Raw genomic sequence first — 12386 nt, forward strand, 5'->3', positions numbered from 1 at the left:
CGCTCAGCCCCGCCGGACGGAGATCATCCGCGCCGCGACGGCCAGCGCGATCCCGGCCACGACGAGGTACAGGCCGAGACGCTCGTCGGGCACGGCCCGCGACCACACCCGCCAGGCCGACGAGGTGTAGCCGTCGGCCGCCAGATAGTCCGCGTAGCGCATGGGCGGCGCGCTGCTCCCGCCGCGCACCCACAGCAGGGCGCCGATGGCCGCGCAGGTCGCGGACATCGCGTACAGGACGGGGACGCGGCGCGGGGCCGGTCGGTTCATGTCTTCTCTTCTTCCGTGGAGCTCCGCCGTTCACCCGGGCGACCGGCGGGCGCCGAGGGCGTCTCCGCCACCCGTCAGCGTTCGGCTCTCGCCAGGGCGTGTTCGAGGACGACGAGCAACGCGTCGCGTACGGAGCCCCGGTCGCGTGCGTCGAACACGGTCAGCGGGACGTTGTCGGCGACGTCGAGGGCCCACCGTACGTCGTCCAGGTCGTGTTCGAGCTTTCCGTCGAAGGCGTTGACGGCCACCGCGAAGGGGATCTGGCGGTGCTCGAAGTAGTCGACGGCCGCGTAGCAGTCGTCGAGGCGCCGGGTGTCGACGATGACGAGCCCGCCGAGCGCGCCCTCGACGAGGTCGTCCCACATGAACCCGAACCGTTCCTGGCCGGGGGTGCCGAACAGGTAGAGCTTCAGGGTCGGGTCGAGGGTCACACAGCCGAAGTCCATGGCGACGGTCGTGGTCACCTTCTCCGGGGTGTGGCTGAGGTCGTCGACACCCGCGGCGACCGAGGTGATGGACGCCTCGGTGGTGAGCGGCTCGATCTCGGAAATGGCCCCCACCGTCGTGGTCTTGCCCACGCCGAAGCCGCCCGCGATCACCATCTTCACCGGCAGCGGCGGCCGGGGCCGCTCCTCGTCAGCCCTCACGGGTCGCGCCCCGGGAGTCGGGGATAGCTCGGAGACCATCGATAACCCTTCGCAGAACGGTGACATCGCGGTGGGAGTGGACCTGCGGTGCGTACAGGGCCAGTTGACCGTCGGCGCGCAGATCGTCGGCGAGCACCCGGATCACGTTCAAGTGCATCCGGAGCTTCGCCGCGATCTCCGCGAGCGACTGCGGCTGACGGCAGACGGTGATGATGTCGCGGTGCTGGTCGAAGACGAAGACGTCCAGCGCCGCCAGTCCCGCGTCGGTGGCGACCACCTGCGTCTCGATCGGGATCGGCGGCACGAGGCTGTCCCCGCCGGCGATCCGCCCCGCGGTCAGCAGGAACGGCCGGACGACCGAAGCGGGGCGCTCCACTCCCCATTCGGTGTCGTCGCCGACCGACGGCTCGCCGGATGTCATCACGTCCTCCCCCTTCAACTCGCCGCGCGTCACTGGTCATGTGACGCTCCGTCGGACGTCAGCCGGTCGGTGCGATGCCCACGGTGTTCTTCAGCTCCATCACCAGTTGCGGGCTCAGCACCGCGCCGGCCCGGTTGGCGAAGAGGGTCATCTCGTACGCGATGTTGCCCAGCTTCGCCTCCTTCGAGGCGACCACGCCGAGCACGGCACCGGCGCCGAGGGCGGACACCAGCACGTGCCCCTCCTCCAGGTCGATGATGACCTTGTTGAGACTGCCCAGGCCGTAGTTGCCGGAGGCGCCCATGGCGAGGCTGGTGATCCCGGAGACGATCGCCGCCAGCCGCTCGGAGTCGGCCTGACCGCGCAGTTGGGACACCGCGATGAGCAGTCCGTCGGAGGAGACACCGATGACGTCGACGACCCCGGCCGTCTCGGTGGCGAATCGATTGAGCAGCCAGTTGAAGTCGGCAGCGGCGGTCTTGACGTCCGTCGGGGGTTCCGCTGTCCGGGACTCCGGCTCGCCTGTCCACATGGTCACGTGCTCATGCCTTCCGGGGAAGTGGGTCTTCTGTTCTGGGTGTCGGGTTCGGCCGGGCCGCCGGGTCTGCCGCCCGGCCGGATCGCCCCGGTGGGGAAACCCTCGGTCGCGCTCTCGCGCTCGGCCCGCAGGACCGCCGCTTCGAACTCGTCGAGCTCGGAGCGCGCCGCCTCGGCGTCCGTGGGCTGCCAGGAGGGCGGCCTGCGGTGGGTGGGGGGATCCTTGGGCCGGGGCAGCCGGCTCGCCGCCGTGCCGGCCGACAGAGTCGCCCCGCGCACCCGGCGGCGCAGCGGTCCGGCGTCGCCGGACCGCGCCGGGCCCTTGGGCCCGGGGTCGGCCCCGGGGCCGGGCCGGGTAGCGCCGTGCGTCGCCGCGCGCTCGGCACCGGTGTCCGTCGCCGGTTCGGAGCGGCGGGCGTGCGGCGGGGGCTCCGCGCTCTGGGCACGCGCGGGCACCCTGCGGGGCAGGCCCGCGGGTCCGGGCGGCGACACGACCCGGGCCGGGCGGGGCTCGCTGGGGCCGGAATGCCGGGCGGGCGGCTGCATGCGCGGGGCCCGCGCCGCGGAGGTGCCCGGGTCGCCGGCCACGAGGTGGGACATGGGCACGGCGACGGTGGCGGTGACGCCGCCGCCCGGGGTGCGGGACAGGACGACCTCGATGCCCCAGCGCCGGGACAGGCCGCCGACCACGAACAGACCGAGCACCTCCGTCGGCGCCAGGTCGAGGCGTTCGCGCCGGATCAGCCGGGCGTTCTCCTGTTCCAGTCGCTCGGGGCTCATGCCGAGTCCGTGGTCGATGATCTCCACGAGGGCTCCGCCCCCTCCGTGCCGGGGCCGCAGGACCACTTCGACGCCGCTGGTCGCCGGGGAGAACATCACGGCGTTCTCCAGGAGTTCGGCGAGCATGAGTGTCAGGTCGCCGACGATGTCGGGGACCACGGTGACATCGCCCTCGGCGTGCGGGGTGACCCGCTGGTAGCCCTCGATCTGGCCGAGCGCGGCGCGGACGATGTTGCTGAGCCGCATCGGTTCGGTGTTGAGGCCGGTCTCGCTGATGCCGGCGAGCAGCATGAGGCTGTCGGCGTTGCGCTGGAGGCGGACGGCGATGTGGTCGATGCGGTAGAGCCGGTCCAGCACCTCGGGGTCGGTCTCGCCGCGCTCCACGGAGTCGATCAGGGCGAGTTGACGAGCGGTCAGGTTGCTGACGCGGCGGCCGACGTTGCCGAACATCTCGGCGATGTTGCGCCGGCTGACGGCCTGGCGCGCCAGCAGGGCGCTCGCGGTGACCTGAACCTGGTTGAAGGCTTCGGCCAGTTCACCGATCTCGTCGCGCACCGGCACGGGGACGGCTTCCAGCCGGGGCGGGCTCGCGTCGTCGGCGTCGTCGTCCGCGACGCGGGCGAGCTCGGACTCGGCGGCGCCGGCCACGTGCTGGGCCGCCGCCGTGAGGGTGCGCACGGTGCGCACGACGGAACGGCGGGTCAGGACGGAGAACAGCAGCCAGGCCGCGAAGGCGCACAGGTTGCCTGCGATCAGCCAGACCACCCGCCACCAGGCGGCGTTCGACGCGGACTGGGCGTCGGCGGCGATCCCGCCGATCAGCGTCTGCACGACCTTCAGCCGGTTCTCGGCCTGCCGCTCATAGGTGGGGCCGGCGCGCAGCGCGTCGTCTAGCGCTGTGCGCAGTTGCGTATCGTCCTCGGCCACCAGCGCTCCGGGGTCGACCTGGAGCGCGGCCCAGTGCTGGGTGATGACGCTCTGGTACGGGCTGTGCTCGATCTCGGCGAGATCGGTGCCCTGGTCCGGGCCGGCGAACCGGGTGAACCGCTCGGCCTGGTAGGTGTACTGGTCGAAGTCGCCGACGGCGCCGGTGAATTCGATCAGCGCGTTGGAGTCGCGGGTGCGGGCGGCGAAGACGCTGGTCTCGAAGGAGGCGTGGGCGGTGTCGGCGCGCAGCAGCGCGTCGAGCAGACTGCCCGCGGACGCGGAGGACTCGCTGCCCGACAGGCCGAGACCGAGGCCGTCGATGAGTCCCTCGACCACCGATCCGTACGCCGGGTCGATGTTGTCGGCGGGGATCGGTCCGTCCTCGACGGTCTTGCGGAGGCTGTCCAGGCCTTCCAGTTCCTTCAGCGCCTGGGCCTCGTCCGCGGGCAGCCGGTCGCCGTAGGCGGCCCTGACTGCCTCGATGCGGGTTCCGACCTTCTCCTGCGCGTCCAGGTAGGCGGAGGTGTCCGGCGGGCGGTCCCCCGGGCGGGCCGCCTCGTGGCGCAGGGACACCAGGAGTGCCTGCCGGTGCTCGGTCTGCACGGCGTCGATGAGCCGGGCCACCTGGGTGCTGTCCCGTACGAGCCGGGCGGTGTCAGCGGCCGACCTGGCCCTGTCCATTTCGCCGGAGACGACATAGGAGAGCATCGCGGAGATGACGGCGAGCGGCACGATCACCAGAACATTGAGTTTCCGGCGGAAAGGCCAGCGGTCCAGCAGGGATGGTGTCCGGCCGGTCCGAAGAGCCGTGGACGGCTGCCCCGAGGCGGCTTTTCTGTGCGCGGGCACCCAACCTCCTTGACTTCATTCCCCGTTGGAAGCCCATGGGCAGGCCTGTATGGATCAATGGTCACGAACAGCGCGATCGGGCCGACAAGTGGAAGGGGGCCCTCGACGCGGCCAACACTAGCGGCTGCCGTAAGAGTACGGCCATGATCAACCGAAAAGTGGCACGCATGGACGCCTGATTCGCTCTGGTATCGGTCACGTTGCGCCTACGGGCTGAAGCTGTACGGTCCCCATCAGTGATCTATTCGTGTCTTGACGGTAGTTGAGGCGGCTCGATTGGATCGTCAGGACCGTCACCACCCGTGCCCACCGGCCACCACGCCCCACCGATCGCCAAGTCTGGATGACCAACGTGACCATCGCCAGAAGCACCCGAACCTCCACAACCCATGCTGTTTCCCTGCTGGTTGTAGCCGCTGCCGCGCTGACGGGCTGCGGCTCCTCCAACGGCTCAGGCAGCAATGACCCGTTGGCGGGCGACTCCGCCAAGGGCGGCACGGTCGTTGTCGGTTCCAACAACTTCCCCGAGAGCATCCTGCTCGCCGACATCTACGGCGAGGCACTCAAGGCCAAGGGCATCAAGGTCAGTTACAAGCTGAACATCGGCAGCCGCGAGACCACGTACGGCCTGATCAAGAACGGCACGATCACGGTCCTCCCGGAGTACAACGGCGCGCTGCTCGCCTACCTGGACGCCAAGGCCGCTCCGGCCAGCGTCGACGAGACCAGCCAGGCCATCTCCGCCAAACTCGACCCGAAGCTCTCCCTGTTGATTCCGTCCGACGCCCAGGACAAGGACGCGATCGCCGTCAACCAGGCCACGGCCGCGAAGTACAACCTCACGGACAAGTCGACGATCAGCGACCTCACCGCCTCGGCGAAGGACCTGGTCATCGGCGGGTCCCCCGAGTTCCAGACCCGGCAGCAGGGTCTGAAGGGGCTGAAGTCCGTATACGGTCTCGACTTCAAGAGCTTCAAGGCGCTGGACGCGGGCGGCCCGCTCACCGTGGCGGCCCTGAAGGGCAACAGCATCCAGGCCGCGGATATCTTCTCGACGGACCCCGGAATCGGCAAGAACAAGTTTGTCGTGCTGCAGGATCCCAAGAATCTCTTCGGATTCGAGAACGTAACTCCGCTGACATACAAGAGCGCTCTGCCGGCGGCCGGAGTTTCGGCCCTCAATGACATCTCGACGAAGCTCGACACGGAAACCCTCGTGAAGCTCAACAGCGAGGTGCAGGACGGCAACAAGGACCCGCTGGACGTGGCGAAGAACTGGCTCGCCTCGACGAAGCTCGGCTGACGCAGGACGTCAGACGTCGGTGCCGGCAACCGGTTGACGGGTGCCTGCGGGCCGGGGGTGCGTCCCCCGGCCCGGTCCTACGGCGGCGTACGGCCAAGGAGTGAACGTCCGTCATGCTCAAGCGCACTGCCGACCCGGCCACCGGCGGCGGCACCGCACCGCCCGGTGCGGCTCTGCGGGGCCAGGGGCTCGATGCCGCCGCGGTGGCCCGGATCGCCGACGGAGCGACACCGGCCTCCCCGCATCCGGCGGCACTGGAGGCGATGGAACGCACCCGGCTCGCCGCGCGGCGGCTGGCGGCCGAGGGAACACGGGTCTACGGGCGCAGCACCGGTGTGGGAGCGCACCGCGGGCAGGCCGTCGAGGAACACGACGGGGCGGGCCACGACCTGCGGCTGCTGCTGAGCCACGCGGGCGGTGTGGGCGAGGCTCTGCCGCCGCGCCAGGTCCGCGCGATGATGGTGGTGCGGGCCAACCAACTCCTCGCCGGGGGCTCGGGATCGGGCCCGGAGATCGCGGTGGCCGTCCTGGACGCGCTCCGTGCGGGAGTGCATCCCCGGGTCCCCGAGTACGGGTCCGTGGGCACCGGTGATCTGACGGCGCTGGCCCAACTGGGGCTCGCCCTCTTCGGCCACGGCACCTGGCTGCGCGACGACGCGGGCGCCGAGAACGCCTTCCCCGGGGGCCACCTCCCCGAGAGTCTGCCTCTTCGACACGGTGACGCGCTGGCCCTGTTGAGCAGCAACGCCCTCACCCTCGGACAGTCCGCGCTCGCCAGTCACGACCTCGGCGTCCCGCTCCGCGCCGCCCATCCCGTGGCCGCGCTGTCCCTGTACGCGGTGGGCGGCTCCGTCGAGCCGTACGCGCCCGAGGTCCACGCGGCGCATCCGCACCCCGCGATCGCCGAGGCGGCGGCCCGCGTCCGGGGGCTGCTCGGCGTCGGGGCCGGAGGCGGAACGGCCCCGCAGGGGATGCCGGGCGGAGTGCCGGCGCGGGTCCAGGACCCCTTCGGCTTCCGCTGCTTCCCGCAGGTCCACGGCCCCGCGACAGAGGCGTGGTCGAACCTGGAACGGGTGCTCTCGATCGATCTCAACTCCGCCACCGAGAACCCGCTCATCGGCTGGGACGAGACCACGGGCGTTCCCGTGGCACTGCACCACGGCGGCTTCTTCACCGCGCCGCTCACTCTCGCCCTCGACCAGCTCGGGCTCGCCGTACTCGGCACCGCGCGGCTCTCGGCGGCCCGGCTGTCCGGCCTCGGCCGGCCCGAACTGACGGGGCTGCGCTCCTACTTGGCCGACGCCTCCTCGGCCGGGTCGGGAATGATGATCCTGGAGTACAGCGCCGCCTCCGCCCTCGCCGAGATCCAGGCGTGCGCCACCCCGGCCGCGCTCGGGCACGTGGTGCTCTCCCACGGCATGGAGGAGGCGGCGACCTTCGCGACCCAGGCGGCCCGCAAGTCGCTGCGGCTGGCGCCGGCCTACCGGCTGGTCCTGGCCTGCGAACTCGTGGCCGCCGTACGGGCGTTGCGGCTGCGCGGTACTCGGCCCGCGCCGGACACTCCGGCCGGCCGCGCCTACGTCCGCGCGGCGGCGGTCCTGGACCCGGACATGGGCGACCGCCCCCTCACGGACGATGTGACCGCCGCGGCGGTCCTGCTCGACGAGTTCGCCGGACTCACCGGCGACGACTGAGCGTCCACGGGCGCCGGAGCCGGACCGTCCCGGGACGGTCCGGGACGGTCCGGGACGGTCCGGGACGTCAGCCTCGCGCACCGGGGGCGACGGCCTCGGGCTCCGTCGTGCCGGTCATGGTCTGCCCGGAGGCCCGGGGTGCGCCGGTGAGCCGTACCGCTCGCCGGGCGGGGACGAGGAGCGCGGCCAGCGCCGCGGCCAGGCAGAGCAGGGCGAGCAGCGTGAACGCGTGGGTGTACCCGGACTCGTACGGCAGCCCCGAGGACTGGACCCGGCCGGTCACCAGGACGCTGGTCACCGCGGCGCCGATGGACCCGCCGATGGTGCGGATGTTGGCGTTCATCCCGGTCGCGGCGCCGGTCTGTTCGGCCGGGACGCTGCCGACGATGAGGTTGGCCATCGCCGCGAAGGCGAGTCCGATGCCGAGGCCGAAGACACCCGCCGCGAGGGCGACCTGCCACGGCCTGTCGTGCCACAGCGCGAGGATGGCGCAGGCGACCGCGCCGAGCGCCGCACCGGCGACCAGCAGTTTCTTGGCGCCGAGGACGGGTTCCAGCCGGCCGCTCAGCACGCCCGAGCAGAACATCGCGATCAGCATCGGCAGCATGAGCAGTCCGGCCGCGGTCACGCTCGCGCCGAAGCCGTAGCCGGCCGAGCCGGGGGTCTGCACGAACCCGGGGAGGAAGGACCAGATCGCGTACATGCCCGCGCCGAACAGCAGCGCGGCGGTGTTGGTGGTCCACACGGCGGGCAGCCGCATGATGCGCAGGTCGATGAGCGGGCTGCGGGAGCGGGCCTCGGAGCGCAGCCAGAGCGCGAGGAGCAGTACGGCGGCGGCGAACAGACCGATCACCTTGCCCGATCCCCAGCCCCAGTGGCTCGCCTGGCTCAGCGGCAGCAGCAGCGCCACCAGCCAGCCCGACAGCAGCACGGCACCGAGCCAATTGACCTTCCCCTGGGCGCGGTTGGGGGACTCGGGGACGTAACGCAGGGCGATGAGCGCGGTGACCGCGACAACCGCGACGGGGATCCAGAACAGCCAGCGGTAGTCGAGCGCGGTCACGATCGGACCGGCCGCCACCATGCCGACTCCCCCGCCCGCGGCGATCACGGCGGACAGGTTGCTGATGCTGCCGCTCACCCGGGACGCGGCGAACTCGTCCCGGATGATGCCGAAGGACAGCGGGAACAGGGCTCCGCCGACACCCTGGACGACCCGGGCGACGATGAGGACGCCGATGGTGGGCGCGAGCGCGGCGAGAAGGCAGCCGGCCAGGACGGTCAGGAGCACGGCGACGAGGGTGCGCTTCTTGCCCGCCAGGTCGCCGACCCGGCCGAGGATGGGCGTGAAGATGGAGGCGGACAGCAGATAGGCGGTCATCACCCAGGTCGCGGTGGACTGGGAGGTGTGCATCGCGTGCTGGACGGTCGGCAGGGCCGGCGCGATCAGCGATTGCAGCATGGCGAACACACCGGCACCGGTCGCGAGGACCGCGAAGGTGAGGCGGGTGGACGTGCGGGGCATGGAAAGCCTCTCCGGACAGGATGCGGCCGAGGTCGTCGGGCCACGGTCGTACGGGACGGGCGGGGTACGCGGAACGCGCGGCGACGCCGGGCACGCCGACGGCCGCGATGGAGGTCGCGGAACGGAACGGTCACCGTGCGGACCGTCGCCGAGAGGACGGTCGGAAAGCGGTCGGAGGGCGGACTGTGCGGAACGGTCGCCCGCACGGGCCGCCGAGGTTCGACGGCGGGGATGCGAACGCGTCGGGTGCGCGTGCGGCCGCACGCGTCCACGCCGAACGCACCCCGACTGGTAAAGTGGAGGTACCCCTCCACTGTAGCGGAGGCATACCTCCGCTTCAACCCGATCCAGCCGGGAGGCAGCAGTGACGGCACAGCCGTTCCCCGTCAGCGAGATCGTCGCGTCCCGGCGGCCGCACCGGAAGGACGCGGCCCGCAACTACGACGCGCTGCTGGCGGCCGCCCGCGAGGCGTTCGCCGAGAGTGGCGCGGACGCCTCCCTGGAGGACGTGGCACGCCGCGCGGGCGTCGGCATCGGCACGCTGTACCGGAACTTCCCGACCCGCCGCCATCTCTTCGAGAGCGTCTACGCGGGCGAGGTCGACGATCTGTGCCGGGTCGCCGAGGAGGTCGCCGGCCAGGAGCCGTGGGCGGCCCTGACGTCATGGCTGCGCCGCTTCGTGGACTACACGGTCACCAAACGGGCCATCCGGGAGGCCCTCAACGACGAGTCGGAGATCTTCCTGGCCTGCCGGGAGTCCATGTACGCGGCCGGCGGCCCCCTCTTCGAGCGCGCCCAGAACGCCGGAGCGGCGCGGACCGACATGGACTTCGACGACCTGCTGCGCATGGTCTCGGGCATCACCGCGACGAACTTCCTCGACGACGCCCAGCGCGACCGCGTCCTGTCGGTGGCACTGGACGGGGTCCGCGCCCCTCGCTGACCAGGGGGCCGACAGGGCGGGACGCCGGGGACGGTCGTCCCCTCCGCCCTCCCTCCCCGGCGACCGCGCGACCGGCGGCCGCCGCCCGCTCGCGGAACCGGCCGGGGCGGCTCCGCCGCGGTCTACCGGGCGGAACCGGTGCGGTACAGCCACCGCCAGCGTCGCCGCTCCGTGACGCACGTGGCGGCGGCCAGCACGGTGACCGGGGCCGCCGCCCAGCCGGGCCAGGCCAGCCACGAGGACACCACCGCCGCGACGAGTTGCAGCAGCACCAGCAGCACGGTCACCCAACCCGGCACCGGGACAAGGACGTTGCTCTTGTCCCCCGGTGTGGCGAAGACGGTCGGCAGGCCGATCAGCACCACGACGGAGAGCACGGCGAGCGGCCACGAGTAGCCGGACAGGGCCCAGGGGGTGGCCACCCAGGCCACGATCTCGGTCGCGAAGCGCAGAACGGACGCCGTCCGGTCATCGGGTCGCCCCGAAGCCGTCTCTCCAACACCAATTTCGGTCACCGCGAGACGATCCCACGGGCGGCGCCCGATCACCAGAGGCCCGTGACATCATCACCGGCGCCAACAGCCCTGGCACGCAAGGGACTTCGGTCCGGGATTCTGTATACTGTCGGCACCACTGGCCCCGGTTCGGAGGCGACATGGACAAGCTCGATCCCGAAGTGATCCTGGGCCTGGCCGCCCAGGCGCCCGACGGAGTGGTGATCGTCGACAGTGACAACCTGATCCGCTACTGGAACCGGGGCGCCGAGCGCATCTTCGGGTTCACGGCGGCCGAGGCGGACGGCCGCAGCCTGGACGTCATCATCCCGGAGAAGCACCGCCGTCGGCACGGGGACGGCCTCCGCGCGGCCGTGGAGAAGGGTGCCACCAGGTACGGCGACGCGGACCTGCTGACGGTCCCGGCACTGGCGGCGGACGGCAGGACCCTGTCCGTCGAGTTCAGCGTGGTGCTGCTGGCCGGGAGCGACGGCGCCCCCTACGTGGGGGCCGTCATCCGCGACGTCACCGCGCGGCGCGCCCGGGAGCGGGAGACGATGCGGCGCCGGTCCGAGGCCGGCACCGGCCGCGCGACGGTGTGACGCCATCGGGGAGACGGCCCCAGGAGCCCTCCCGGAACGCCAAGTGCCCCGCGGACGGCATCCGTTCGCGGGGCACACCGGTTCACGGCGTCAGGCGACGACCTTCCCCTCGCGCAGTCCGCGGATGGCGTCCGCGTCGTAGCCGAGGTCCGCGAGCACCTCGTCGGTGTGCTCCCCGAGCAGCGGAGCGCCGGTGATCTCGGGCTTGAACGCGGAGAACTTGATCGGACTGCCCACGGTCAGATAGGTACCGCGCTCCTTCTGCTCGACCTCGACGATCGTGCCGCTCCTGCGCATGGCGGGGTCCTCGGCGAGCTCCCTCATGCTGAGCACGGGCGCGCACGGCACGTCGAAGGTGCGCAGGATGTCGACCGCCTCGTACTTGGTCTTGTCCGCCAGCCACTTCTCGATCTCGCCGAAGATATCCATGATGTGCGGCTGGCGCGCCAGGGCGGTGTCGTACTCCGGATCGTCCGCCCACTCCGGGCGGCCGACGGCCTCGCAGGTGCGGACCCAGTTCTGCTCCTGGACGGTGAAGTAGATGTAGGCGTTGGGATCGGTCTCCCAGCCCTTGCACTTCAGGACCCAGCCGGGCTGTCCGCCGCCGCCGGCGTTGCCGCCGCGCGGCACCGCGTCGCCGAACTCGCCGTTCGGGTACTGCGGGTACTCCTCCAGGTAGCCGACACGCTCCAGGCGCTGCTGGTCGCGCAGCTTGACCCGGGTCAGGTTGAGGACGGCGTCCTGCATGGAGACCGAGACCTTCTGGCCGAGCCCGGTCGCGTCGCGCTGGATGATCGCGGTCAACAGCCCGATCATCAGGTGCATTCCGCTGTTGCTGTCCCCGAGCGCCGAGCCGCTGATGGTGGGCGGTCCGTCCCAGAACCCGGTGGTGGACGCGGCACCACCGGCCGCCTGGGCGACGTTCTCGTACACCTTGAGGTCGTTCCACGGGGAGTCGTCGTTGAAGCCCTTGACCGAGCCGAAGATCAGACGCGGGTTCAGCGCGTGGATGTGGTCCCAGCCGAGACCCATCCGGTCCATGGCGCCCGGCGCGAAGTTCTCGACCAGGAGGTCGGCCTCGCGGATCAGCCTCTCCATCACTTCTTTGCCCTCGGGGGACTTGGTGTCGATGGCCAGGGAACGCTTGTTGCTGTTCAGCATGGTGAAGTAGAGGGCGTCGAGGTCGGGGATGTCCCGTAGTTGACGACGCGTCACATCACCTCCGCCGACGCGTTCGACCTTGATGACGTCGGCGCCGAACCAGGCGAGCAGTTGCGTGCACGCGGGACCGGCCTGGACGCCGGTGAAGTCGATCACCTTGATTCCGGCGAGCGGCTTTTCACTCATGGTGGATTCCTTCTCGTGAACGATCGCGGTGCGGAGGCCGGCCGTAC

Annotated in this window: 12 protein-coding genes; 4 read left to right on the plus strand and 8 right to left on the minus strand. The window is 71.3% G+C overall.

Going from position 1 to position 12386, the window contains the following annotated elements; genetic code table 11:
* Positions 1-3 precede the first annotated feature (3 nt).
* From OHT01_RS08365 to OHT01_RS08385, 5 genes are all read right to left on the minus strand, one after another.
* Complete coding sequence (locus tag OHT01_RS08365) at positions 4-270, minus strand: hypothetical protein (RefSeq protein WP_328552491.1); 267 nt, start codon at positions 268-270, stop codon at positions 4-6.
* Positions 271-344: 74 nt separating this feature from the next.
* The gene (locus OHT01_RS08370) at positions 345-956 is read right to left on the minus strand and encodes a GTP-binding protein (protein ID WP_405915631.1); all 612 of its coding nucleotides are present in this window, start codon (positions 954-956) and stop codon (positions 345-347) included.
* Entirely contained in the window at positions 907-1338 is a 432-nt protein-coding gene (locus OHT01_RS08375) for a DUF742 domain-containing protein (protein ID WP_328552492.1), read from the minus strand. The genes OHT01_RS08370 and OHT01_RS08375 overlap by 50 nt, the downstream gene beginning before the upstream one ends.
* A 58-nt stretch (positions 1339-1396) precedes the next feature.
* Positions 1397-1870, minus strand: coding sequence for a roadblock/LC7 domain-containing protein (locus OHT01_RS08380; RefSeq protein ID WP_328558055.1), 474 nt, complete (start codon positions 1868-1870; stop codon positions 1397-1399).
* Positions 1871-1872: 2 nt separating this feature from the next.
* Entirely contained in the window at positions 1873-4431 is a 2559-nt protein-coding gene (locus tag OHT01_RS08385; RefSeq protein WP_328552493.1) for an ATP-binding protein, read from the minus strand.
* 343 nt (positions 4432-4774) lie between these two features.
* Between OHT01_RS08385 and OHT01_RS08390 the strand changes: the two genes are divergently transcribed.
* Positions 4775-5734 carry an ABC transporter substrate-binding protein gene (locus OHT01_RS08390; RefSeq protein WP_328552494.1) on the plus strand — a complete coding sequence of 320 codons (960 nt, stop codon included), beginning with the start codon at positions 4775-4777 and terminating at the stop codon, positions 5732-5734.
* 113 nt (positions 5735-5847) lie between these two features.
* The gene (locus tag OHT01_RS08395) at positions 5848-7428 is read left to right on the plus strand and encodes an aromatic amino acid ammonia-lyase (RefSeq protein ID WP_328552495.1); all 1581 of its coding nucleotides are present in this window, start codon (positions 5848-5850) and stop codon (positions 7426-7428) included.
* Between the two features lie 67 nt (positions 7429-7495).
* On the opposite strand, the gene OHT01_RS08400 is transcribed toward OHT01_RS08395, so the two are convergent.
* Complete coding sequence (locus OHT01_RS08400; protein WP_328552496.1) at positions 7496-8953, minus strand: MFS transporter; 1458 nt, start codon at positions 8951-8953, stop codon at positions 7496-7498.
* A 364-nt stretch (positions 8954-9317) separates the two neighbouring features.
* Here OHT01_RS08400 and OHT01_RS08405 point away from each other — a divergent pair, with 364 nt between their 5' ends.
* Positions 9318-9896, plus strand: a complete 579-nt coding sequence (locus OHT01_RS08405; protein WP_328552497.1) for a TetR/AcrR family transcriptional regulator — start codon at positions 9318-9320, stop codon at positions 9894-9896.
* Between the two features lie 122 nt (positions 9897-10018).
* On the opposite strand, the gene OHT01_RS08410 is transcribed toward OHT01_RS08405, so the two are convergent.
* On the minus strand, positions 10019-10411 hold the full coding sequence (locus tag OHT01_RS08410) for a hypothetical protein (RefSeq protein WP_443043368.1): 393 nt from the start codon (positions 10409-10411) through the stop codon (positions 10019-10021).
* A 140-nt stretch (positions 10412-10551) separates the two neighbouring features.
* Here OHT01_RS08410 and OHT01_RS08415 point away from each other — a divergent pair, with 140 nt between their 5' ends.
* A complete protein-coding gene (locus OHT01_RS08415) occupies positions 10552-10992 on the plus strand; it encodes a PAS domain S-box protein (RefSeq protein WP_328552498.1) in 441 nt (146 codons plus the stop codon).
* A gap of 90 nt (positions 10993-11082) precedes the next feature.
* On the opposite strand, the gene frc is transcribed toward OHT01_RS08415, so the two are convergent.
* The gene (frc, locus tag OHT01_RS08420) at positions 11083-12339 is read right to left on the minus strand and encodes a formyl-CoA transferase (RefSeq protein ID WP_328552499.1); all 1257 of its coding nucleotides are present in this window, start codon (positions 12337-12339) and stop codon (positions 11083-11085) included.
* Positions 12340-12386 lie beyond the last annotated feature (47 nt).

The sequence above is a fragment of the Streptomyces sp. NBC_00358 genome, assembly GCF_036099295.1.
Lineage (GTDB): Bacteria > Actinomycetota > Actinomycetes > Streptomycetales > Streptomycetaceae > Streptomyces.